Genomic DNA, 25,774 nt, shown 5'->3' on the forward strand with positions numbered 1-25,774 from the left:
CGGGAGCTACGGGTACTGTATTGTGGTACACGTCTGATGCAGGCGGTACGGCACTGGCACCGGAAACGGCATTGACAAATGGTTCGTACTATGCGTCTCAGGTTGTTGACGGATGTGAGAGTGTTGAGCGTACGGAAGTAACTGTTACGATTACAGCAACTCCGGCCCCTGAATTGGACGAGTTAGCGCAGACGTTCTGTGAGATTGACGCGGCTACGGTTGCGGATCTGGATATTACGGGAGCTACGGGTACTGTATTGTGGTACACGTCTGATGCAGGCGGTACGGCACTGGCACCGGAAACGGCATTGACAAATGGTTCGTACTATGCGTCTCAGGTTGTTGACGGATGTGAGAGTGTTGAGCGTACGGAAGTAACTGTTACGATTACAGCAACTCCGGCCCCTGATCTGGACGAGTTAGCGCAGACGTTCTGTGAGATTGACGCGGCTACGGTTGCGGATCTGGATATTACGGGAGCTACGGGTACTGTATTGTGGTACACGTCTGATGCAGGCGGTACGGCACTGGCACCGGAAACGGCATTGACAAATGGTTCGTACTATGCGTCTCAGGTTGTTGACGGATGTGAGAGTGTTGAGCGTACGGAAGTAACTGTTACGATTACAGCAACTCCGGCACCTACTATTGAGGATGCTGCACCGGAGTTCTGTTTGAGTGATAATAAAACACTGGCAGATCTACCAGTGATAGGTACAGGTATTAAATGGTACAGTTCATCTGCAATAGATGCTACAGTATTACCGGAGGCTACGGTGCTTGAAAATGGGGTAACTTATTATGCAAGTCAAACAGCCAATGGTTGTGAAAGCTTAGAACGTTTGGCTGTAACACCGGTAGTTAATGATTGTAGTGTGACCCTATCGATAACGAAGGTTGCGAATGATAACAGGGTGAAAGCGGGTGAAAGCACGACCTTTACACTGACGATTACGAATATGGGACCTGGTGTGTTGGAAAATGGTGATATCATTAAATTGGTTGAATTGCCAAGTGAAGGGTTGACGATCGATGCCTATAGTATCAGCAGTGGCAACGCGACAATTGTAGGCTCAGGTAATACCGCTGAAATTACGGTGAACCAGCTTATAGCAGTTGGAGGTACGATTATTGTTGAGGTAGAGGCAACGGTTTCTGAAGAAGCTCCGGAAACGATACGTAATGGTGTGAAAGTATGGGGACCAGATACACCGGATACTGAGGATCCGGATGATGAAGATGAAACACCAGAGATTCCGGTAGATTTCCCATTAATCGAAGCTGTAGATGATTTTGCTGAGGTACAAACAGGTAAAGATGTAACGATTAATGTAACGGCAAATGATATCATAACAAGATGGCCTGTTGACTTGTCAACGGTAGAGATTGTTCAGGGACCTGGCAGAGGTAGAGTAGAGGTGTTGCCGTCGGGAGAAATCGTGTTCTATGCGCCTGCTGATAATAATTTGGATCCGGTGACATTCACGTATCGTGTGAAAGATCAAAAAGGAAGATACAGTAATGTGGCTACCGTAACGGTAACTATACTGCCAAATCCATTGATAATCCCGAATGTGATTACTCCGGGTAATGATGACTATAATGAATACTTCTTCATTAAAGGTCTGGAAATGTACGATAAGGTGTCGTTGAGTATCATCAACCGTTGGGGTAATGAAGTTTACTTCAATGAAAATTATAACAACACATGGAATGGTACAGGATTGAATGATGGAACATATTATTATGTGCTTCAAACGGTTAGAAACGGTAAAAAAGAATCACATAAAGGTTGGGTGATAATCAAAAGAAAATAATTAGATAGATCTTAAACGAATAATCCATGAACAGATTAGCTAAAAAATATATGTTGTTGTTGTCCATAACTCTTTTAGGAATAAAAGGGTATGGACAACAGAGCATCCAATTTACCCAGTACATTTTTAATTCGATCAGTGTAAACCCTGCTTATGCTGGTTATAAAGAGGAATGGTTTGGGCAGATGGGTTTGAGAAGTCAGTGGACAGGTTGGGAAGGTGCTCCCCAAACCGGGACTATTTCAATTGACGGGGTGTTGGATCCTTATGAGAGACGGCACGGGGTTGGCTTGCAGATTACCGGAGATAAACTGGGGGCGCAGGCCGCTACGAGCATCTACGCAAACTACGCGCTGCGGCTCAAACTGGATAGAGCCGACGAACATCGGTTGAGCCTGGGTATTGCCGGAGGAGTGACACAATACAGTCTTGATGGAACTAAATTGAAATATATTGATGCGAATGACCCTTTTATACCTACGGGTAAGATCGGAACCTGGCGTCCGGATATTCGTTTAGGTGCGTACTACAGCAACCCAAGATGGTATGCGGGCGTATCTGTTCAGGATCTGTTTGCCGGCAGTGAGAGTGGTAAAGATTATCAATTTAATCAAAATTCGCTGGAGAGTTTATACCGTAGCATTCACGGATATTTTATTGCCGGAGCACTTTTTGAATTGGATAGGGCATTATTACTTCGTCCGAGTATACTCGTGAAAGATGATTTTAAGGGACCAACTTCATTGGATATCAATGCGATGTTTATTTTCAATGACAAATTTTGGATCGGTGGAGGATACCGTACACGAGCACGGATTTTTAATCGGGACTATACCGACTATTCAGCGAATAAACTGAGCTCCGTGAATTCGGTCAGTGGAATCGCGCAATTCTATATTTCACCTAAATTCCGCATCGGATACTCCTACGATCACATGTTGAATCGGATGAGTGGTTTGCAGAATGGTACACATGAGGTGACGCTAGGTGTGACATTTGGTCGTATAAGTCGTCAGATATTAAGTCCAAGATATTTTTAATCCGTTTTGAAAACAGCTATGAAAGAATTACTATCAAGAACGCATAAGATAACGGTAGGTTTGCTTGCTATAGGACTTTGGGCGGGCGTAAGTCAATACGGATATGCACAAGAGCAGCCTAGTCGTCAACAAAGAGCCGCGCAGTTCTATTACAATATGGAATATGCGAATGCAGCTAAGGCTTATGAGGTAATTATCGACAAGGATAAGCCGAAGGTGGAAGATATGGAGCGACTGGCTTCCAGTTACCTGTACATCAATCAATACGCATTGGCTGAAAACTGGTATGCCCGTATTGTGGAGAATGAAACGGCAAGTGAACAGTCTTTTCTCGACTATGCACGGGTGTTGCAATTGCAGGGTAAATATAGCGAAGCAAAAGCAGCATTTGTGAATTACCAGTCTAAGTATGGTCAGAAAGCAGAAGTATCACGCGCGATTGCGGGGTCAGACTCTGCCGTTTTTTGGATGGAAAACCCGTCTAAACATGTGATTATGAATGAAGAACATGTCAATACCGCATTAGCAGAATTTGGTTTGATCCCTACGAGCGGTGGTGTATTGTATGCTGCTGAGCCAAATAGCTTAATGGTTGAAAAAAGTGGTATGACAGGACAGCCATATCTTAAAATATATTCGGCTACCCAAAATGATGATGGATCTCTGAGCTACCCAAATATAATGCCGGATGTGTTTAATAAATCGCAATTTCACCTGGGCCCCGTCACTACGGATTCGAAAGAAGAAGTATTGTATGTGACGCGTACCTATCCTGGTAAACAGGTTGAAAAATACCGGGCAATTGGACAGAAATGGAGAAAACAGAACCTTGAGCTTAAAATATACAGAAAGCAAGGGAATGATTGGATAGAAGAGGATTTCATTTATAATAATGTGAAAGAATACTCCGTAGGACATGCGGCGTTGAGTGCAGATGAAAATACACTTTACTTTGCTTCGGATATGCCGGGTGGAAAAGGTGGTGTGGATATCTGGTTTTGTGCCAAGCAAGCGGATGGCAGCTGGGGAACACCTGTGAACGCGGGAAGTAATGTCAATACGGATGGAGACGAGGTTTTCCCTGCGGTATTTGATAACATATTGTATTTTTCCAGCACAGGTCACGTGGGTATGGGTGGATTGGATGTTTTTCAGACTAAAGGCCAACGAGATCATTTCGAAAAGCCACGAAATATGGGCTATCCGGTCAACTCGCCATCGGATGATTTTGCCTTTGTCGTTGTAGGAGATAATCTGGATGAAAACTTTGGTTACCTTTCGTCGAATCGGCAAGGTGGTATCGGATCGGACGATATCTATTCGTTCCGCTATGTGAAACCGAAAATTACGGTTATGTTAGAAGGTATGACGCGGGATAAGAAGACCGGAGAACCATTGCCGCTTACTTCCATTAGCTTATTAGACAAGAACGGTAAACTTGTGACAATGGGTAGCAGCGATAGTAAAGGGGTGTTTAGTTTTGAACTTGTCAGAAATACACCATATCTTGTGTTAGCGGATAAAGCTGGATATATGGCAGACAGTGTGTCTGTATCGGGAGTGATACCTCAACAAGATACGACCATACGTGTAGCGTTGAGTTTACAGCCTGTTCATAAAGTGGGCGAAAAATTTGTGCTGGAGAATATATACTATGATTTTGATAAGCACAATATCCGTCCGGATGCAGCTATAATTTTGGATAAGCTGGTTACAACCCTACGTAATAACCCAACACTTAGAATTGAACTTTCAAGTCATACCGATAGCCGCGGAAGTGATTCATATAATATGAAGCTTTCGGATAGAAGAGCAAAATCAGCGGTGGATTATATCGTAAGTAAAGGAATTGCTGCCGACCGATTGGTAGCGAAAGGATACGGTGAAACCCGCTTGGTGAACAAATGTGCTAATAAGGTGAAATGTACAGAGGAAGAACACCAACAAAACAGAAGAACTGAAGTAGAAGTGTTAGCATTTTAATAGAAAATACAGGTTTCTAAAGAATGAGCCCGGATGATAATTTATCCGGGCTCTTTTTTTATTCATCAGAGAAAATAATCCGTGATCTATATAGTGTAATATGCTAGGCGATATCACATCGGATTAGAACGGGAGAGCTGATAATTTTCAATTATTTACTTTCAACTAAAAAACGTAGTTTTGTGGTTGAAGCAAACCGGCTCTATCGCTGTCTCGTCTAAAACGGGAAAGAGGAAAGTCCGGGCAACATAGAGCGACACGCTTCCTAACGGGAAGGGTTCTGTTTTGACGGAATACAGAAAGTGCCACAGAAAATATACCGTCTGCCATCTTGGTGGATAAGGGTGAAAACGTGAGGTAAGAGCTCACGGTATTGTATGGCGACATACATTACGGTAAACCTCGTGTGTTGAAAGACCAAATAGGTTGCGAAACTCGAAGGCTGCTCGTCTTCTGTCGGTTTACGACATTCGTAATGGGTAGGTTGATGGAGCTTGTGCGTGAGTGCAAGCCTAGATAAATGATAGAGAACCGATTTATTTCGGTTACAGAACCCGGCTTACAAGGTTTGCTTCTTTTTTTTTTGTTATTACACCTGGTACGTGTTTATTTAAACGCTTAATTCTATATATAATCATATATGACTACCGTATTAATTATTGACGACGAAAGACCTATTCGAAGTTCTCTGCGAGATATTCTGGAATATGAAGAGTATAACGTGTTGGATGTGGATAATGGTATAGAGGGATTAGAGATACTGAAGAAAGAGAAAATAGATTTGGTATTGTGTGATATCAAGATGAATAAAATGGATGGTATGGAAGTGCTTGTGGCGGCAAACGCCATTACTGATGTACCATTCATCATGATCTCTGGTCATGGGACGATCGAAACGGCTGTGGAAGCTGCTCGAAAAGGAGCATACGATTTCCTGGAGAAACCTCTTGATTTAAACAGGCTGCTGATTACTGTACGTAATGCGCTTGAACGGGGGAATCTCGTCAAAGAAACGAAAGTCCTGAAGCGTAAAGTCGCAAAAACGAAAGAAATCCTTGGAAGTTCGAACAGTATTGCGCTCATTAAAGAGACGATTGATAAAGTAGCTCCTACAGAAGCACGTGTACTGATTACAGGTGATAATGGCTCGGGTAAAGAATTGGTAGCACGTTGGCTGCACGAGAAGTCTAATCGGGTTTCGTTGCCATTAATCGAAGTAAATTGTGCGGCTATTCCTTCGGAATTGATTGAATCTGAATTGTTTGGTCATGAAAAGGGCTCTTTTACGTCGGCAGTAAAGCAACGTATCGGAAAATTTGAACAGGCAAATGGAGGAACACTTTTCCTTGATGAGATAGGGGATATGAGCTTGTCTGCTCAGGCAAAGGTGCTGCGTGCATTGCAGGAAAACAAGATTACGCGTGTAGGTGGTGAGAAAGAAATCGATGTGAATGTACGTGTAATAGCAGCGACAAACAAAGATTTGTTGAAGGAAATCGACAACGGTAATTTCCGTATGGACTTGTATCATCGCTTGAGTGTAATCCTGATACATGTGCCTTCTTTAGCCGAGCGTATGGATGATATTCCGCTGATTGCATCTTCATTCTGTGAAGAGATATGTCATGATTACAATATTCCGACAAAGGAGATCACCACTGATGCGATGAAAAGTTTACAGGCGTTACCCTGGACGGGTAATATCCGCGAACTTCGTAATATGGTGGAACGTTTGATTATTTTAAGTGATAAAAAAATCACGGAAAAAGAGGTCAGTACTTTTGCAAATCCGTCGACGGTTAAACATATAACGAATGGGGATGTGGCAACTAAAAGTACGGGTTTGAATTTTGATAATTTTCAGTCTTTCCAGGAATTTAAAGACTATGCGGAGGAACAGTATATTACACATAAGCTGGATAAAAACGCTTGGAATGTGTCTAAAACGGCAGATGAAATTGGTATTCAACGGTCGCACCTGTATAGTAAAATGGAAAAATTCGGTTTAAAGAGAGATTAAAAAAGAGAAAAGGTCAGCAATCGCTGACCTTTTCTCTTAATCATTAAATTTTCTTTTCTGTCTGTTATATAGAATAAAAATAATCACCAGCACCAATAATCCTCCAATGATTAGAAACCCTGTAGGAGAATTAGTCTGCTCTACCTCCGTGGACTCCGCCCAAGCTGTATTCGCTAAAAGCGTAAGGAGTAACACACTTTTCCACTTACTCATAATTTTTCTTTGTTAATTTGTCAATCCTTAAACCTAGATAAATTTGCTTTAATATGCAATTATAATTACATAATTAAAGCAAATTAACCAACGTGTACTTTGCTGTCGCAACAAGGATGCCAATCTATCCGTTTTCGAAATAATCACTTCTATTTTTGTCGGGATCAAGTATTTGTCGCAGAGGCAAATTAATTCCTAAGCAATCTCGGCAATAAAATAACCGGGCCTGTTTATGAGATCGCGTTTGTCGATGATTTCCTGAAGATTGATGTGCCCGATGACATATTTCGCATCTTCTCCATAAAATCTTTCGGATATGGAATTAAACATGATGTTTTCCAATATGTCTTCATCTTCATACCTAAGATAGACCTTGAGCTCGTAGTTTGTAGTATATTCAATTTGTTGGGCATCAAGATGTTTTTTGTACTCATAGCGATAGTCATATCGTAGTGCCGTAATATCTGAAAGGACGGCAGATCCTGTGGGATGACCTCCGGCACCTTTGCCATAGAAAAATTGTTCGTCGGCAAAGGCTGCTTTGACTAAGACACCATTGTTTTCATTTTCTACGTTATATAAAATGCTTTCTTTGGTCAAGAATTTTGGTAATACATAGAGCACGACCTCTTTAGGGTTAATTTCCTTAGCTAAAGGAATTAATTTTATTTTGTAATTCTTTTCCCGGGCATATCGTATATCGGCATTACCTAATTTGTCTATACCTAGATTAAGGATTTTTTCCGGATTAATATAGATACCATACGCATGTGAGGCTACAATAGCGAGCTTGTACTTTGGATCGTAACCGCCTACGTCTAATGTGGGGTCGGTTTCTGCAAAGCCTAATTCCTGTGCTTTTTTTAGGGCATCGTCATAGCTTTGGTTTTCGTTAAAAATTTTGGACAGAATATAATTTGATGATCCATTGAATATACCCGATATGGAATGTAAAAGCTCATTGTCGTAATATTCCTCCAAATTCCGTATAATCGGAATACTGCCACATACGGCTCCTTCGTATAAAAGAGAGGTTCCGGTTTCCTGTTGGATTTCTGTTAGTTCTTCCAGGTGCGAAGCGATCATTTTCTTATTGGCTGAGACCACATTTTTTCCGGAACGAAGTGCACGTACAGTTAATTCAAATGCGGCATCGGCATCGTCAATCAATTCGACTACGGTATTGATTTCCGGATCGTCTAAAATAGTGTTAGCATCTGTCGTGAATAATTCTGCAGGAAGAGTACGTTTTTTGTCCGCATTTTTAATCACAAATTTTTTAATCTCTAAATTTAAATTTTTGGTTTTGATAATGTCATACAGTCCTTGTCCTACTACACCAAATCCAAACATACCAATAGTTAGCTTTTTACCCATTCTAATTTATACTGTTTATAATTTATATTGTTTGTACTTATACTCCGTTTTCCTGCTGCTAAAATGTGTTAATCAAGTTGTGTTTTCAATAGACTACTTGATTTTTTCAAATGCCTGTTCTATATCGGCTTTGATATCGTCGATGTGCTCGATACCAACCGATAAACGTAATTGGCCTGCTATTACACCTGCTTTGCGTTGTGCTTCATCCGATAATTGTTGATGTGTAGTGGCCGCAGGGTGAATGATTAGGGTTTTAGCGTCTCCTATATTCGCCAAATGGCTGATTAGCTCCAACGCATCAATAAACTCATTTGCTTTTACTGCACCTCCTTTTATCGTAAAGGATAACACTGCACCGTATCCATTTTTGAGATACTTTTGCGCATTCTGATGGTAGGGGTGATGCCTAAGGCCGGGATAGCTTACTTTTTCGACCTGAGGATGTGCATCGAGCCATTGTGCTATTTCTAATGCGTTGTCGACATGTCTTTGAACACGGAGCGATAGGGTCTCTAATCCTTGTACCAATAAGAAGGAATTAAATGGAGATAAGGCCGGACCGAAATCCCGTAGTCCTTCTACACGTGCGCGAATACCGAACTGTATATTTCCGAAGGGGCCGCCTTCACCGAATACGTCTGAAAATATCAAACCGTGGTATCCCTCCGAAGGTTCGGAGAATTGGGGGTATTTTCCATTGCCCCAATTGTAATTGCCACCATCGATGATAACGCCACCAATACTGGTACCATGCCCACCGATCCACTTTGTAGCAGATTCTACAACGACATGTGCTCCATATTCCAGTGGCTTGAATAGATATCCTCCTGCTCCGAATGTGTTATCAACGATCAACGGAAGGTCATGTTTTTTTGCGACTGCTGCTATGCGTTCGAAATCCGGGATATTATAACTTGGGTTGCCGATTGTTTCGATATAAATTGCTTTGGTTTGAGCATCTATTAAGGCTTCGATGTTATCTGCATCGCTATCGTCAGCAAATCGCGCTTCAATACCTATTCGTTTAAAGGCTACTTTGAATTGGTTGTACGTGCCTCCATATAGGCTGGATCCCGCTACAAAGTTTTGGCCACTTTCTACTATATTATTCAATGCAATGAATTGAGCCGCCTGCCCCGAGGCTACAGCTACAGAATATGCTCCGCCTTCTAACGCCGCGATACGTTTCTCGAATACCTCTGTGGTGGGGTTCATGATACGGGTGTAGATATTGCCGAACTCTTTTAATGCAAAGAGATTTGCGCCATGTTCTGCACTATCAAATATATATGATGTTGTTTGATAGATTGGTAATGCTCTGGCGCCTGTAGTAGGATCAGCTGTTTGTCCTGCATGAAGCTGTAATGTCTCGAATTTTAAGTTTTTGTTATCTCCCATTTCAATGTTTGGTCTATTTTATCTGAATCTTGTCAATTTCTACGTGATGTGTTGGTCGTCTTATTGCTCAGCGTATAAAATTACTGATATACGTATATTGATCTGAAGCGACGACTAGCACATTCGCATGAAATAGAAGTGATAGATAAGGTGTAATAAACGTTGTGAGCGTTTAGGATTACTATACGCAACAAGTATGGATTGATTCTTAAATTTTAATGTCATAGTCTTCTTTCATTTATATGCTCCAAAGCGGTATTGCTTCGGACAGGAATTGGCACCTTTTCAAATCTTTATTTGTAGGTTGCCAGTGGGTCATTGAGCCAGTCTCTCGCCACTTCTTTATAAACCAAGACCTATTGTTATCAAGGTATTGATTAGGTGTACTACTATCGAAGTACTCCACAAATATATGTTTTGAAATTAATAGATGCAAGTATTCTGACAAAAGTTTTGTTAATCTTCGTTCATTGCGAATAGTGTCAAGTTGTTATTGGTATTGGCGCTAATGGAGTAAGCTCTTTTAGAACTTCAGGTGTTTTACCGTGAGACCGTTGTTAATTAATTGTTTTAGCGCATCGATTCCGATCGTGAGATGGGTTTCTACATATTTGGCAGTAACGGTCACATCACTCTCGGAGGTCTTTACACCTTCGGGAATCATAGGCTGGTCCGAAACGAGCAGCAATGCCCCGGTGGGTATTTTATTAGCAAATCCAACACTGAATATGGTGGCCGTTTCCATGTCTACCGCCATGGCGCGAATGGATTTTAAGTACTTTTTAAATTTTTTGTCGTGCTCCCATACCCGTCTGTTGGTGGTATAAACTGTGCCTGTCCAATAATCTCTTGAATGGTCACGGATGGTGGTGGAAATGGCTTTCTGTAAGGCGAAGGCGGGTAGGGAAGGTACTTCGGGCGGAAAATAATCGGTAGAGGTGCCTTCGCCACGAATCGCTGCAATGGGAAGTATCAGCTCGCCTACGGCTATTTTTTTCTTCAGCCCACCTGTTTTACCCAAGAAAAGAACGGCTTTGGGATTGATTGCCGAGAGCAGATCCATGACCGTGGCAGCCATCGGACTCCCCATGCCAAAATTGATGATCGTGATGCCACCGGAAGAGCAGGACTGCATGACTTTGTCTTCTCCGTGAATAGGGGCATTATCATTCAGTTCTGAAAATAGCTTAATATATTTCGAAAAATTTGTCAATAATATATACTTTCCAAATTCTTCAAGTGATCTGCCCGTATATCGTGGTAACCAATTGTTGACAATATCTTCTTTGGATTTTAAGCCGGGGGTAATAGGGGTGTCAACTAATTCTTTTTTTGCCATAGATCTTAAAATAAAAACAGGTAACTGTTTTATATAACAAAAAATCCCTCACATTGTGTGAGGGATTTTATCTAAGCGACTTGCAATTTTTTGATATCTGATTTCGCGAATTTCTGCTTCGCGTAGTCGAGCGTAATACGAAGTGTCTGATCCTCAATTTCATCTTTGGAGGTGGGTATTTCAAACATGGCATCTAACATGATCGCTTCGCAAATACTTCTAAGGCCACGGGCTCCTAATTTAAATTCCCATGCTTTATCTACAATAAATTCGAATACTTCCTCGTCAAACTTTAACGCTACATCCTCATATTCAAATAACTTAACGTATTGTTTAATTAACGCATTCTTAGGTTGCGTTAGGATACTCAGCATGGTTTCTTTATCCAGTGGATTAAGATAGGTAAGTACCGGTAGACGGCCTATTAACTCAGGGATTAAACCAAAGTTTTTTAAATCTTGAGGCGTGATGTATTTATAAAGGTTGTTCAAGTCTATAATTTCATCTTCCTCCTTCATTTTATATCCAACAGTTTGGGTTCTTAAACGATTGGCTATTTTCTTTTGGATGCCATCAAATGCACCACCGCAAATGAATAAGATATTGCTGGTGTTGACAGAAATCATCTTTTGATCGGGATGTTTACGCCCGCCCTGAGGAGGTACGTTGACATTCGTTCCTTCCAGAATCTTCAACAACGCCTGTTGTACGCCTTCTCCGGAAACATCTCTGGTGATCGAAGGATTGTCACTTTTACGCGCGATCTTATCGATTTCGTCGATGTAAATGATACCTCGCTCGGCTGCTGCAACATCGTAGTCCGCAGATTGAAGAAGTCGGGTTAAGATACTCTCTACGTCTTCTCCGACATATCCGGCTTCTGTTAATACCGTTGCGTCTACGATAGAGAATGGTACATTTAATATCTTGGCGACTGTTTTAGCCAATAATGTTTTTCCTGTTCCCGTTTCTCCGACGATGATTAAATTGGATTTTTCAATCTCTATTTCATCTGAAGTCACTTGTTGATTTAGACGTTTGTAGTGATTATATACCGCTACTGAAATAACTTTCTTGGCATCATCCTGGCCGATTACGTATTGATCTAAATGCTGTTTGATCTCTAATGGGCGGATGAGTTGCAGCGTTGATTGCAAAGATTTATTTTTGCGCTGATTTAACTCTTCAGCTAAAATCTCACCTGCTTGTGTCACACATCGATCACAGATATGTGCTCCATCTCCGGCAATGAGCATTTGTGCTTCATTCTTGCTAATGCCACAAAAGGAGCATTGTATATCTCTGTTATTTTTACTCATTTTAATTTACTTACTTACTTTCTTTTTTAGGTGCCAGTACCTCGTCGATCATACCAAATTCTTTTGCTTCGGCAGCTCTCATCCAATAATCGCGATCTGAAGATTTTTCGACCCAATCATAGGATTGACCGGAATGCTCCGCGATAATAGTGTACAGTTCTTCTTTCAATTTCAACATCTCACGCAGGTTGATTTCCATATCTGACGCTACGCCCTGAGCACCGCCTGAAGGTTGGTGGATCATTACACGTGAGTGTTTTAATGCCGCACGTTTTCCTTTTGCTCCGGCAACCAATAATACGGCTCCCATCGATGCGGCCATACCGGTACAGATCGTTGCTACATCAGGTGAAATATACTGCATCGTATCGTATATGCCTAATCCTGCATATACGCTTCCTCCGGGGGAGTTGATGTAGATTTGAATATCGCGTTGCGCATCGGTAGACTGTAAGAATAATAATTGTGCCTGTATGATATTGGCTACCTGATCGTTCACACCATCCCCCAAAAAGATAATTCTATCCATCATCAAACGTGAAAAGACATCCATCTGTGCTACGTTTAGCTGTCTTTCTTCGACAATGTAGGGTGTCAGATTGGTAGGAATATTAGTCTCTAAACGAGAAATAAAACCGTCAACATGCTGACTACCTATTCTATGATGCTTAATCGCATATTTTCTGAATTCGTTTTTATCTATGTTCATTTTACTATTTTACTTTTTTATAAATTGAATGACTAATATAAATTTATTTTTATGAATAATTGAACTATTATTGTCTATTCAATGTAATTTGGTAATTCTTCTATAAATTCAAAAGACTCTTTTTCAAAATCTATTCTGCAATAATGGTGTTCTAATCCATTGCTTACCAATAATAACGGAATTTTGTGAATGCTGTTGTAATTCGCAATTTGCTGAAATGTATTTTGCGTAATTTTAACATGAGGTGCTTTAAATTCTGCGAGCAGAATCTTCACTCCGGTACTGTTGTATATTAATAAATCGCTTCTTTTCTGTAAGCTGTTTAGCTGAAGCCCACCTTCTGTCTTCATCAGCGACTTAGGGTATTTTTTATGCTGATGCAAATAGTGGATCCAATGCTGCCTTACCCATTCTTCTGGCGTCAGAATAAGATTTTTCTTTCTGAGTATATCAAAAACGAAAACCTTCTCTTGATTGCGAGTTAACTTAAGGGGATAAGCAGGCAGATTCAACGGGATCAGCTTAAACATAGGACAAAGTTACGAAATTTTGGCAATGTATAAATCATTTGAGATTCAAAAAGAAATGTGCGATAATTGCGCATAAATCATTAATTTCGCCTATTCATGAATATCAATACGACGTTAAGCGATATCAAGAACAGGAGCTATAAGCCGGTGTATTTATTGCACGGCGAGGAAGCCTATTATATCGATTTAGTTAGCGATGCGCTAGAAAATTCGGTCTTGAACGATGCGCAAAAGGGATTTGATCAAACGATTTTGTATGGAAAAGATACTGATTTTTCGACGATAGTTAACGCTTCAAAGCGCTATCCGATGATGAGTGACTACCAATTGATCGTTGTTAAGGAGGCGCAGGGGCTGAAGTGGAAGTCGGATGATGAGCTGTTTGCAAAGTACATTGAAAACCCTACACCATCTACGATATTGGTTATTGCATATAAACATGGGAAATTCGATAAACGTACAAAGCTTTATAAGGCTATTGATAAAAAAGGGGTGGTGTTGGAATCTGCTAAGTTGTACGACGACAAAGTTGCTCCTTGGATCGTAGATCAATTGCGGCAGGAAGGATGGCGGATACACCCTCAGGCTGCGGCTTTGATGGCAGAATACCTCGGTACCGATTTATCCAAGATAGCGAATGAGTTAGAAAAACTCATGCTCAATGTGCCGAAGGATCGTGAGATTTCTTCTGTCGATATTGAACGGAATATTGGGATAAGTAAGGATTTTAATATTTTTGAACTCAACGCTGCGTTGGGCAAAAGGGATTCGTTAAAGGCTATTCAGATTGTAGATTATTTTGCGGCAAATCCAAAGTCCAACCCGTTAGTAGTCGTAATGGGATCGTTGGCGGGATACTTTACGAAAATATTGAAATATCATTATTTGCCGGATAAGTCGTCGCAGGCTGTTGCAAAGGCATTGGGTGTGCATCCTTTTTTTACAAAAGAATATGATCTGGCTGCCCGTAATTTTACTAAACGTAAAACATTTGATATTATCAATATACTGCGGGATTATGATCTTAAATCGAAAGGGTTGAATACCGGGCCTAATACGACAATGTCCGATTTGATGCGGGAAATGGTGTTTAAAATTCTAAATTAATGATATGTGGAAATTTTTACTTTGGGTAGTAGCTATGGTGTTTTTTGGACAGGTATATGGGCAAAAAAGTACGTATATGCTGATTCAGGGCGGAAGAAATCTGGGGTTTGCGAATGAAGGGTATGAAGGATCTTTTAACGGGTACACCATGCACTTTGTATTTGGGAGAAACTATTATGATAGGGCATACCTGGGCTTAGGAGTAGGTAATGAGGGTTTTGATGGTAAGTATAAAACGAATGATCCTTATGCAGAAGATCAAAAGGAGTATTCTTATAGCAAGCGTGTGTTGCCTATTTATATTGACGGTCGTCTGCCTGTTGGAATCGTAGGGCAGTATTCGAGCATTGGAGTCTATGTGAATGGGGGATATGCACCTGATTTGGGCGTGAGCTACGATAGAGGTTTTATGTTTAAAGGTGGTTTTTTCTATCTTTACAATTTAAAGTCGGGATTGGGGATTAGTACTGCTGCTGTATATGGGTATCAACAGCTCACGGAAAAGAAAATAATGGATAATAGAGATTTTCAACACCAGCATTTTAATATTTCTGTTGGTATTATGTTTAAATAGATATGGACGGAAAAACAAGAGCTAATATAAAGCCGGGTATGGTTGTAAATATAGTGCTAAAGAAAGACCAACGGACGGGGATTTTGACGGAAGGTATTGTAAAGGATTTACTGACTTCAGCCCCGTTTCACCACAGGGGAATTAAAGTGCGTCTCCAAGATGGACAGATAGGCCGTGTTCAGGAGGTGTTGGAAGAAGATGATTAAAATTTGACGTTTTAAACGAGTTCGTTTTTGAAAAAAAATAATTTTCACTTCTTAATTTAATTCGTACCTTTGTCTCCCGTGAAAATTGATGTTTATAATTTGATCTCAACTGAAAACATGTCTAATATCGACATTGAAAAAATCATTTGCTGATACTGATAGCCCGTTTGGGCTTTTTTTGTATCTTAATTTTTAAACGTGATATTACAGAAGATAGTAGAATATTATATATATAAAGATGACCAACTATAGTAAATTACCAGCAATTTTAGTCCTTGAGGATGGTACTGTATTTCATGGCAAAGCTGCCGGAAAAATAGGGACCACTACAGGTGAGATTTGTTTTAACACAGGTACTACCGGTTACCAGGAGATTTTTACAGATCCTTCTTATTATGGGCAGATCATGGTGACGACCAATGCGCATATTGGTAATTACGGGATTGATGAAGATGATACGGAATCAAAAAAGATCCAGATTGCCGGATTGGTCTGTAAAAATTATAATATCAACTATAGCCGGAAGATGGCGGACGAATCTATTCAAACTTATTTTGAGACTGAAAATCTAGTGGGTATCTCTGACATCGATACGCGTTCTTTGGTTCGTCATATCCGTAACAAAGGGGCTATGAATGCGATTATTTCTTCTGAAAATCTGGATTCGGATTCGTTGAAATCGGAATTAGCTAAGGTGCCTTCAATGGCCGGGTTGGAGCTTTCTTCGCATGTGTCTACACAAGAGCCTTATTTCTATGGTGAGGAGGACGCGCCTACACGTATTGCTGTTTTGGACTTAGGAATCAAGAAAAATATTTTACGCAATTTTGATGCAAGGCAAGTGTACGCGAAAGTTTTTCCGGCGAAAACTTCTTTTGCAGAGATGGAAGCATGGGGTGCTGACGGATATTTTATATCGAATGGTCCCGGGGATCCGTCTGCAATGGATTATGCGATCGGTACGGTAAAAGAAATATTGCGTGCCGATAAGCCTATGTTTGGAATTTGTTTAGGTCATCAAATCTTGGCATTAGCGAACGATATCCGTACAGAAAAAATGTTTAACGGTCATCGTGGGATTAATCATCCGGTAAAAAATATCATTGCGAATCGATGTGAGATTACGTCTCAAAATCACGGTTTCGGTGTGGTAAGGGAAGATATCGAAAGCTCGGATGCAGTAGAAGTAACGCATATTAATCTAAATGACAATTCGATCGAAGGTATTCGTGTGAAAGGGAAAAGAGCATTCTCTGTGCAATATCATCCGGAGTCTTCTCCTGGGCCACATGATTCTCGCTATTTGTTTGATGATTTTGTGTCGATGATCAAAGGTTAAAATATTAAAAGTGAAATAATAAGCCGGGCCGTGTAAAAGCCCGGCTTTTTTATGCTAGAATTAAGGGAGACTTCTGGAGGAAATTGATTTTAAAGGAAGGTTTATTTTAATCATCTTTTTTGCCCTCATCGGCGGGCGGCTCTCCTTCTTTTGCTTGGCCAAAAGAAGCAAAACCCAAGACTTGGTCAATGTTACGCTAAAAGCTTTTGGATTTACTAAACAGCTCCAAGCCGTTTCACTTCGGGGATCTGTTCTTAACGCAAATCCAAAAGCTTTCTTAACGCTACATCGACCTAGGTCGTCCTTTAAATGCTACTGCATTATAAGATTAATATAACAAATGCACTACCCTTACAAACTGGACAAATGTCGCCTTAGCGGGTCGACAATAGCAGGAAAGATGAACCGTCGTGTCGATCCGGTACAGCGACGACTTTTTTGCTTCTTTTTTAAGGTAAAAAAGAAGGCCCCTGTCGCGGGCTAAGCGACAAAAGAAATTTGATTAAAATAAACCTTCGTTTTTATTATTTTCCTCTTACTCCAATATTGAGTGATATCATAATAATATCTAAAAACCGCATGGGATTGGTTAATAATTTAATAATATTTGCTACTTTTGGAATAATAATAATTTTTGCTAACTTAGTGTTGTTAATACACTAAGACGGTATTGGATTTAATTGACCATAAAGAAAGAAATGAGCTTAATAATTGATGTACATGCGCGTCAGATTTTGGATTCGCGCGGAAATCCTACTATTGAAGTAGATGTAACTACACAAAATGGTTTTGTTGGACGTGCTGCGGTTCCTTCGGGGGCTTCAACCGGTGCACATGAAGCAGTAGAATTACGTGACGGTGATAAGACAAAATATTTGGGAAAAGGTGTTCTTAAAGCAGTAGAAAATGTGAATACCAAGATTGCGAACGCGTTGGAAGGTGTTGATGTTTTTGAGCAAAATACAATCGACAAGATCATGATCGATCTGGATGGTTCTGAAAATAAAGGCAATTTAGGAGCGAATGCAATTTTAGGTGTTTCTTTAGCTGTTGCAAAAGCGGCTGCACAAGAAAGTCACCAGCCATTATATCGTTATATTGGTGGTGTGAATGCAAATACATTGCCTCTTCCAATGATGAATATTATCAATGGTGGATCGCACTCGGATGCACCTATTGCATTTCAGGAGTTTATGATTATGCCTGTTGGTGCTCCTTCATTCTCTGAGGCTTTGCGTTGGGGTGCTGAAGTATTTCACGCATTGAAAAAAATATTACATGACAGAAACTTGTCTACCGCGGTAGGGGATGAGGGTGGTTTTGCACCTACATTTGAAGGTACGGAAGATGCGATCGAAACAGTTTTGACGGCAATTAAAAGTGCTGGTTACACACCGGGTCAAGATATTTGTTTGGCTTTAGACTGTGCCGCTTCTGAATTTTATGTGAACGGTAAATACGATTACACAAAATTTGAAGGTGATAAAGGTGCTGTTCGCTCCAGTGAAGAACAAGCTGCTTATTTAGCTGAATTATCTGCAAAGTATCCGATTATTTCTATTGAGGATGGTATGGGCGAAGATGATTGGAATGGTTGGAAAGTACTTACAGAGAAAATCGGAGATCGTGTACAGTTGGTTGGAGACGATTTATTCGTGACAAATACAAAACGCCTTCAAGAAGGTATTGATAACGATACGGCAAATTCAATCCTGGTTAAAGTAAACCAAATTGGTTCGTTGACCGAGACAATCAATGCTGTTTCTTTGGCGCAAAATTCGGGATATACTTCTGTAATGTCGCACCGATCCGGAGAAACTGAAGATACGACTATTGCTGATTTGGCTGTGGCACTGAACTGTGGACAGATTAAAACGGGTTCAATTTCTCGTTCTGACAGGATCGCAAAATATAACCAATTGTTGCGTATCGAAGAAGAATTAGGCGCGAATGCTAAATTTATCGGAAAAGATTTTAAATATGCCCCGAAGAAATAGTTAATCGGAGCTTACAAAAAAAGGGAGATGGATAACATTTCCCTTTTTTTTTTATCTTTACATTATGGAACGTTTTCTCAACTTAATTAAGAATAAGTTTTTGTTAGCTGTTATCGCCTTCGTGATATGGATGTGTTTCTTCGATCGCTACGATTTTGCTGCGCAATACAATTATTACCAAGAAAAATCCAAATTGGAAAAGGAGAAAGAGTTCTATGTGTCGGAGATCGCGTATATCGAAAAAGCTATTAAGGATGTACAGTTTAATCCAAGTGAGATTCAACGTATAGCCCGGGAGAAATATAAAATGAAAAAGGACAACGAAGATGTATATGTGATTACTGAAGTTGCTTCAAAAAACTAGATAACAAAACAGACGGGATACTTTATCGGGTATTACTTCATATAAAAAAAGTCCATTTCGAAAAATGGACTTTTTTTATGGAATGATCTATTCTTAGTGAATAAATAATAGTTCGCGTAATTTTGGCAATGGCCATTTTGAATCGTCTACGATTTTCTCCAATTTGTTTACATGATAACGAATCTCGTCAAAATATGGTTTTACGACTTCATCATAAGCGATAGAGAGTTCGCGGGTATCTTCGATAGCATTTGCTTTCTTACGGGCTTGACGCATTTCTTCTGCTTTTTCTAACACCGTATTCGCATGTTTAGAAATACGCTCTACTAAATTGATTTGAGAGCTGTAAGATTCGGGGCTTAATCCTAGATCTTTCAGTCCTTTTACATTCGCAATTAACTCATTTTGATAGGTGAAACAAGCTGGTGCAATCTGGCTGCTTACAACTTCGCCGATAACACGCGCTTCGATCTGTAATTTTTTGTAGAAATTCTCTAACAAGATCTCGTGACGTGCTTCCGATTCACGTTTGGTGTAGATACCTAGTTTTTCAAATAAGGCTAGTGACTCTTCGGATACGTATACGTCTAATGCTTTAGGCGTTGATTTGATATTGGATAATCCACGTGCTTCTGCTTCTTTCTCCCATTCTTCGCTGTAACCGTTTCCTTCAAATCGGATAGCTTTCGAATCCTTGATGTACTTGCGGATTACATTTAATAAGGCTAGATCTTTTTTCGTGCCTTTTTTGATTTGCTTATCAACCTCTATTTTGAATTCGATGAGTTGGTTGGCTACGATGGCATTTAAGATGGTCATTGGCAATGCTGAATTAGCCGATGAACCCACAGCACGGAACTCAAATTTGTTACCTGTAAATGCGAATGGAGAAGTACGATTCCGGTCGGTGTTATCCAGTTTTAATTCCGGAATTTTTGGAATACCATGCCATAGGTTGGCTTCTGCTTTTACTTTCTTAGCTATACGTGCAGATTCTACTTCTTCCAATAGTTCATCCAACTGAGAGCCTAGGAAAATCGAAATAATTGCAGGAGGTGCTTCATTGGCACCAAGGCGGTGGTCATTGGAATGACTCGCGATAGAGGCACGTAATAAGTCGGCATGTTCGTAAACGGCTTTGATCGTATTTACGAAAAATGTTAAGAACATCAAGTTGTTCTTAGGTGTTTTTCCTGGAGATAATAAATTTACACCTGTATTGGTAATCAATGACCAGTTGTTGTGTTTACCGGAACCATTCACACCGCTATACGGTTTTTCGTGTAATAATACTTTGTAATTGTGACGGATGGCAACTTGCTCCATTAAGTTCATCAACAATTGATTGTGGTCAATGGCGAGGTTGATTTCCTCGTACATCGGAGCACATTCAAATTGAGAAGGAGCTACCTCGTTGTGACGGGTTTTTAATGGAATACCTAATTTCAAGGCTTCGTTTTCAAGATCAACCATGAATGCTAATACGCGCTCAGGTATAGCTCCAAAATAATGGTCTTCTAATTGTTGTCCTTTAGCAGAAATATGTCCAAACAACGTACGTCCTGTCAGTTGTAAATCCGGACGTGCATTATATAATGACAAGTCTACTAAAAAATATTCTTGTTCAATACCTAGAGAGGCTGTTACTTTTGAAATAGATTTATCAAAGTATTGGGCAACATCTGTAGCCGCTTTATCTACTGCATTGATTGCTTTAAGCAACGGTGCTTTGTAGTCTAATGATTCGCCCGTGTAAGATACGAACACTGTGGGGATACAAAGTGTTTTACCCGCACCTGTTTCATAAATGAAAGCCGGAGATGAAGGGTCCCATGCTGTATATCCTCTTGCTTCAAATGTATTACGGATACCCCCATTTGGAAATGAAGAAGCGTCCGGTTCTTGTTGTACAAGTGCATCAGCTGTAAATTTTTCAATGGCTTGACCGTTTTCATCTGGTTCAAAGAATGCGTCATGTTTTTCAGCAGTGGAACCTGTTAAAGGTTGAAACCAGTGTGTATAGTGAGATACACCATTATTCAGAGCCCATGCTTTCATGGCTTGTGAAATATGCTCTGCTATTTCGCGTGTAATTTGCTCTCCTTCTTCTATCGCTTTTGTTAACTCCCTGTAAGTAGTTTTAGGAAGGTAATCCTTCATTTTAGCAATAGTGAATACATTTTTACCAAAAATTGTAGTTGCTTTTTTTGTCTCTACTTTTTCTTCAGAGTTGATTTGACGTGAAGAAGCAGCTTTTACAGATTCAAATCTAAGGTTAGACATTTAATTATTTATTTATAATGCGTGATGTATTTGTTTTGAATTTGATATCCCTTCAAATTTCATTTCAAAAATAGGTACTTTTTTTAATAAATTAAATACTTTTTTAAAATTTTAATGAAAAATTGGCTTTAAAAATGAAAAATATTCTATTTTTTTCCTTTTGTATTGATTTATTTGTGTTTTTTGTTTTGAAATTTAATCATTTTCAATAGTAAGTCCCCAGTCTATTCCTTTTTTTGTAGCGGGAACGCCTTTAGAGATCCAACTTGCTGCCGGTTTTCCTTTTAAAAAATGGTCGAAGAATTGAAGTTGTCGGATTTGGATGTCTTTTCTGTTTTGTCGTTCCATCAGATTGTGACCATCTCCATTATAATTGAGTAACCAGGAGGGTTTTCCTAATCGCCGCAATGCCGTGAACATTTCTATTCCCTGGTACCACGGCACTGCACCGTCCTGATCGTTGTGCATGATGGCGACGGGTGTGGTTACGCGATCTAAGAAAAATAAGGGTGAGTTTTCTATATATAAATCTTTATTATCCCATAAGGAGTGTCCAATTCTGCTTTGTAAATTTTCGTATTGGAATTGACGGGACATTCCGGACTGCCAGCGTATTCCTCCGTAAGCTGAAGTCATATTGACCACGGGCGCTCCGGCCCACGCTGCTGTATATACATTCGTTCGGGTTATTAAATGTGCTACCTGATAGCCGCCCCAGCTTTGTCCTTGAATACCCATCTTGTTTGCGTCTATCCACGGAAATTCCTGAGCTAAAAATTGCATTCCGGAATTAATGTACTCTTCGGCAGAACGACCGGGATGACCATTGTCATACCGTATATCTGGAGCAAATACCAAGTATCCATTACTGACAAAAAATGAAATATTCAATCGTGATGGTGTCGGTGCCGGAGCTTGATATGTATAGAGTCCCTCGGTGAGGGTTTCGTAGAAATAGGCGATGATAGGATACTTTTTAGTCGGATCAAAGTTTTCGGGTTTATATAAGATGCCCTCTGCCGCTTTTCCGCTTGGTGTTTCCCATTTTACGAGTTCGGCAGTCCCCCAATTGTATTGTTCTTGCTGCGGATTGATCGCAGATAGTTTAGTTTCATTGTTGAAATCTTTAGTAAGATATAGATCGGGTGACTGATTGTAATTTTCTTTTGTATAAATGATCTGGTCTTTTTTCTTATTCGCGGCAAATTGTCTGAATGTAAATGGGGATTGAATAATTTCCTTTAAATCTCCTTTCTTTAAATCCAATTGAAATATGCCGTTTTGTTTACTCCGTTCATTGAAAGAAGATAAAAATAACTTGGCTTGTGGATCTATTGTCACTGTTTTAGCACGCGGATCATTTTCCTTGAACTCAATCAACCGAAGTGTTATTTTGTTATTTCGGCCAAATCCCTTTGTGATAAGCTGACGCTGTTTTCCATCAAATGAAAAATACCAGATATCGTATCTGTCGTAAATATATACGCCCTGCATGTCTGTGCTCCACGCGGCTATGCCATAGGCTCCGGGCCGGGCGGGTACATCGTTTTGCTCATTCGTAAAGCTGGTCGCTATATCCTGAGTAAGTGGAATGGTTTCGGCGGTTGAGATATTATAGCTTGACCAATTGCCTTCGGCTCTATTAAATAAAATAATATGTTGTCCGCTGGGCGCAAGAAAGCTGGACCCGTTCCATTTTGTTTTTACAGGTATATTGCTGCCGGTTTGTGTGGAGACGGCGTAGATATCATTCAAGGTATAGCCTTGCCATTGCCCTGCGATACGGTTGCCCAGATCTGTCGTTGCCAATCCCCATTCTTCGTTTCCGCTGTCTGTAAAAGAGATGCGATTGAAGGTGTCGTCTAAGAGCGGAACGATTCGCTTTTGCGCAATGTGAAAGACGGCGGGGTAACTGGCTGATTGATCTCTTTTTAGATTGGCCAATTGTTGCGTCATGAGGTAGTCGTCTTGCCAGTGCCATATATCTACTTTCGCGTGTTCGAACTCCACTAATGTGGTGTCTTTTATCTGTGGAATGGGGGCTAATCCAAAATAGCATTTTTCACCATTTTCGCTAAAGGATAGACCGGCATCTCCGGATATGTGCCAATTATTGGGGATAGTAGAAGAGGTCTTGCTTGCAATGATAATCGCTGTATCTAGATTGGGCGTATAATAATATAAGTTGAAATCTTTTCGAAGCGATTTTGCAGGGGTTTTGTCAGCTAAAAATACCAATTGCCTGGATGCGTCATCGAATGTGAAATTCTTGTATGTACCTCTTCCGGCAGATATTTTTTTTAGTTGTCTTGCTGCAATATTGTAAAGGTATAAACCGTCTGCATCCGAACTGTCTTTTTCTGCTGTTTTTTTATTCCATATAAGATATGTCTCATCATCACTGAACAGGTAATTTTCGACATTCCTGAATTGTAAGGTATCCCCGGTGGATAAGTTGTATAATACAAGTCTGTTTTCTTTTTCGCTCTTTTTACTTTTTTTGTCAGCGGCAGAAAGTGTATCTTTTGTAGCAGGTATTTCTATTTCTTGAATGAATGCCAGGTTGTGACGGAACTCTCGGGCAACTTTGTAGTTTTTTATATTGTTGAATTTTAGGGTGTTTTTTGTTGTTATATCAAATACAGCCAAAGAGTCTTTGGGCATTTCCTCCGGTTTTTTCTTTTTAATCTTTGCTGTCCTGATTTCTTGAAACAACGGTTTTATTAAGCTTATCAAAAATTTTTCATCGTGGGTGAGGGTGACATGGTAGCCGCGGGGAATACGTGTAATTAATTGATTCTTTTTTGTTTTAAATTCGGTTGTAACATCACCTTCTTGTGGTGAAATGCTATAATATATATACGATCCGCTGCTGCTGATGTCCGGATTTGTGATACTTTGCCAGGTATCGTAGGTCGAATGATCCAAGGGTTTTTTTTGAGCCCAGGAAATAAAGGTAATTGTAGCAAGTGCAATTGTGAGAAGATGTTTTGTTTGTAACATGCCGTCGATAAATTGTGTGTACCCAAATTTAGTTATATTCGTGTAATATACGTATAACAATTTTGGCACAGATTTTATAGTATTAAACCCTTTCTCAATGTCGATTGAAGATGAATGCTTCCGGAAAAAATAAAGCGCCAGATGTTGTCTGGCGCTTTTCCTTTTATGTGGTTAATATCAATTAACCTAAATAAGATTTTAAAATTTTACTGCGGGAAGTGTGGCGTAGACGTTGTAAAGCTTTGTCTTTAATCTGACGTACACGTTCTCTCGTTAAATTAAATTTCTCACCAATTTCTTCAAGTGATAATGGGTGATTTGAACCAAGTCCAAAGAATAACACGATGATCTCTCTTTCTCTTTCTGTTAAAGTTGATAAAGAACGTTTGATTTCTTCGGATAATGACTCGTCAATTAATGAACTATCTGTGTCTGGATCGGAGTTTTCCAATACATCTAATAGTGTATTCTCTTCGCCTTGTACAAAGGGAGCATCCATTGATACGTGTCTACCTGAATTACTCAATGTATCCGAAACTTTATCGACGGTTGTCTCTAGGATATCTGCTAATTCTTCTGGAGAAGGCTCGCGTTCGTATTCCTGTTCTAATTTGGAGAAAGCTTTGCTGATTTTACTTAAAGAACCTACTTGATTTAAAGGTAAGCGTACGATACGTGATTGTTCAGCAATAGCTTGCAAAATAGACTGACGAATCCACCACACAGCATAAGAGATAAATTTAAAACCTTTGGTTTCGTCGAAACGTTTAGCTGCTTTGATAAGACCTAAATTACCTTCATTGATCAAGTCTCCTAATGTAAGGCCTTGATTTTGGTACTGCTTGGCAACTGATACTACGAAACGTAAGTTGGTTTTGGTTAACTTCTCTAATGCCACCTGATCTCCCTCGCGAATCCGTTGAGCTAAGATAACTTCTTCCTCGGCTGTAATTAAATCTACCTTACCGATTTCATGTAAGTATTTGTCTAAAGATTGTGATTCACGATTCGTGATCGATTGTGTAATTTTGAGCTGTCTCATTAATTTATATTACTTCATTCTTGAAATGTTTGCAAAAATACTAAAATATCTCCATTCTTTTTGTAAAGAATGTGTAATTTATTAACTCATTTAGAGGTTGTTATCAAGGCT

Annotated in this window: 20 protein-coding genes, 1 other RNA gene and 1 riboswitch; of the genes, 11 read left to right on the forward strand and 10 right to left on the reverse strand. The window is 39.9% G+C overall.

Features of this window, described 5'->3' with window-relative positions; genetic code table 11:
• From E4F24_RS13290 to E4F24_RS13310, 5 genes are all read left to right on the forward strand, one after another.
• A partial coding sequence (locus tag E4F24_RS13290) for an Ig-like domain-containing protein (protein ID WP_140939598.1) occupies positions 1-1,817 on the forward strand: 1,817 nt, incomplete at its 5' end.
• A gap of 26 nt (positions 1,818-1,843) precedes the next feature.
• A complete protein-coding gene (locus E4F24_RS13295) occupies positions 1,844-2,857 on the forward strand; it encodes a PorP/SprF family type IX secretion system membrane protein (protein WP_140939599.1) in 1,014 nt (337 codons plus the stop codon).
• Positions 2,858-2,875: 18 nt separating this feature from the next.
• A complete protein-coding gene (locus tag E4F24_RS13300; protein ID WP_140939600.1) occupies positions 2,876-4,840 on the forward strand; it encodes an OmpA family protein in 1,965 nt (654 codons plus the stop codon).
• A 189-nt stretch (positions 4,841-5,029) separates the two neighbouring features.
• Positions 5,030-5,418: RNase P RNA component class A (rnpB, locus tag E4F24_RS13305), an RNA gene on the forward strand.
• 62 nt (positions 5,419-5,480) lie between these two features.
• Positions 5,481-6,860, forward strand: a complete 1,380-nt coding sequence (locus tag E4F24_RS13310) for a sigma-54-dependent transcriptional regulator (RefSeq protein ID WP_140939601.1) — start codon at positions 5,481-5,483, stop codon at positions 6,858-6,860.
• 36 nt (positions 6,861-6,896) lie between these two features.
• Here the strand turns inward: E4F24_RS13310 and E4F24_RS13860 are convergent, their stop codons facing one another.
• The 7 genes from E4F24_RS13860 to E4F24_RS13340 all read right to left on the reverse strand — a co-directional run bounded on the left by E4F24_RS13860 (position 6,897) and on the right by E4F24_RS13340 (position 13,748).
• Positions 6,897-7,073 carry a hypothetical protein gene (locus E4F24_RS13860; RefSeq protein ID WP_181182494.1) on the reverse strand — a complete coding sequence of 59 codons (177 nt, stop codon included), beginning with the start codon at positions 7,071-7,073 and terminating at the stop codon, positions 6,897-6,899.
• 195 nt (positions 7,074-7,268) lie between these two features.
• On the reverse strand, positions 7,269-8,450 hold the full coding sequence (locus tag E4F24_RS13315; protein WP_140939602.1) for a homoserine dehydrogenase: 1,182 nt from the start codon (positions 8,448-8,450) through the stop codon (positions 7,269-7,271).
• Positions 8,451-8,543: 93 nt separating this feature from the next.
• On the reverse strand, positions 8,544-9,851 hold the full coding sequence (locus E4F24_RS13320; protein ID WP_140939603.1) for an O-acetylhomoserine aminocarboxypropyltransferase/cysteine synthase family protein: 1,308 nt from the start codon (positions 9,849-9,851) through the stop codon (positions 8,544-8,546).
• Positions 9,852-10,086: 235 nt separating this feature from the next.
• A riboswitch (SAM riboswitch) is annotated at positions 10,087-10,202 on the reverse strand.
• Positions 10,203-10,374: 172 nt separating this feature from the next.
• Positions 10,375-11,190 carry an AMP nucleosidase gene (locus E4F24_RS13325; RefSeq protein WP_140939604.1) on the reverse strand — a complete coding sequence of 272 codons (816 nt, stop codon included), beginning with the start codon at positions 11,188-11,190 and terminating at the stop codon, positions 10,375-10,377.
• Positions 11,191-11,261: 71 nt separating this feature from the next.
• Positions 11,262-12,509, reverse strand: a complete 1,248-nt coding sequence (clpX, locus tag E4F24_RS13330) for an ATP-dependent Clp protease ATP-binding subunit ClpX (protein ID WP_140939605.1) — start codon at positions 12,507-12,509, stop codon at positions 11,262-11,264.
• Positions 12,510-12,519: 10 nt separating this feature from the next.
• Positions 12,520-13,218 (reverse strand): ATP-dependent Clp endopeptidase proteolytic subunit ClpP, encoded by a 699-nt coding sequence (clpP, locus tag E4F24_RS13335; protein ID WP_140939606.1) that lies wholly within the window; start codon positions 13,216-13,218, stop codon positions 12,520-12,522.
• A gap of 74 nt (positions 13,219-13,292) precedes the next feature.
• Complete coding sequence (locus E4F24_RS13340) at positions 13,293-13,748, reverse strand: type I restriction enzyme HsdR N-terminal domain-containing protein (protein WP_140939607.1); 456 nt, start codon at positions 13,746-13,748, stop codon at positions 13,293-13,295.
• Positions 13,749-13,844: 96 nt separating this feature from the next.
• Between E4F24_RS13340 and holA the strand changes: the two genes are divergently transcribed.
• The 6 genes from holA (at position 13,845) to E4F24_RS13370 (ending at position 19,335) form a co-directional block, all read left to right on the forward strand.
• Positions 13,845-14,855 (forward strand): DNA polymerase III subunit delta, encoded by a 1,011-nt coding sequence (gene holA, locus E4F24_RS13345; RefSeq protein ID WP_140939608.1) that lies wholly within the window; start codon positions 13,845-13,847, stop codon positions 14,853-14,855.
• Between the two features lie 4 nt (positions 14,856-14,859).
• A complete protein-coding gene (locus tag E4F24_RS13350; RefSeq protein WP_140939609.1) occupies positions 14,860-15,429 on the forward strand; it encodes a hypothetical protein in 570 nt (189 codons plus the stop codon).
• A 2-nt stretch (positions 15,430-15,431) separates the two neighbouring features.
• Entirely contained in the window at positions 15,432-15,635 is a 204-nt protein-coding gene (locus tag E4F24_RS13355; protein WP_140939610.1) for a YwbE family protein, read from the forward strand.
• Between the two features lie 238 nt (positions 15,636-15,873).
• Positions 15,874-16,974 carry a glutamine-hydrolyzing carbamoyl-phosphate synthase small subunit gene (carA, locus tag E4F24_RS13360; protein WP_140939611.1) on the forward strand — a complete coding sequence of 367 codons (1,101 nt, stop codon included), beginning with the start codon at positions 15,874-15,876 and terminating at the stop codon, positions 16,972-16,974.
• A gap of 698 nt (positions 16,975-17,672) precedes the next feature.
• Positions 17,673-18,971 (forward strand): phosphopyruvate hydratase, encoded by a 1,299-nt coding sequence (gene eno / locus E4F24_RS13365; RefSeq protein WP_140939612.1) that lies wholly within the window; start codon positions 17,673-17,675, stop codon positions 18,969-18,971.
• A gap of 64 nt (positions 18,972-19,035) precedes the next feature.
• Positions 19,036-19,335 (forward strand): septum formation initiator family protein, encoded by a 300-nt coding sequence (locus E4F24_RS13370; RefSeq protein WP_140939613.1) that lies wholly within the window; start codon positions 19,036-19,038, stop codon positions 19,333-19,335.
• 93 nt (positions 19,336-19,428) lie between these two features.
• Here E4F24_RS13370 and E4F24_RS13375 read toward each other — a convergent pair whose 3' ends face one another.
• From E4F24_RS13375 to E4F24_RS13385, 3 genes are all read right to left on the reverse strand, one after another.
• The gene (locus E4F24_RS13375; protein ID WP_140939614.1) at positions 19,429-21,618 is read right to left on the reverse strand and encodes a glutamine synthetase III family protein; all 2,190 of its coding nucleotides are present in this window, start codon (positions 21,616-21,618) and stop codon (positions 19,429-19,431) included.
• 195 nt (positions 21,619-21,813) lie between these two features.
• Positions 21,814-24,621: a S9 family peptidase gene (locus tag E4F24_RS13380; protein WP_140939615.1), complete on the reverse strand. Its 2,808-nt coding sequence runs from the start codon at positions 24,619-24,621 to the stop codon at positions 21,814-21,816.
• A gap of 181 nt (positions 24,622-24,802) precedes the next feature.
• Positions 24,803-25,663, reverse strand: a complete 861-nt coding sequence (locus E4F24_RS13385; RefSeq protein ID WP_079642450.1) for a sigma-70 family RNA polymerase sigma factor — start codon at positions 25,661-25,663, stop codon at positions 24,803-24,805.
• Between the last annotated feature and the right edge of the window lie 111 nt (positions 25,664-25,774).

Origin of the sequence: Sphingobacterium lumbrici (genome assembly GCF_006476045.1) — a bacterium.
GTDB classification, from domain to species: domain Bacteria; phylum Bacteroidota; class Bacteroidia; order Sphingobacteriales; family Sphingobacteriaceae; genus Sphingobacterium; species Sphingobacterium lumbrici.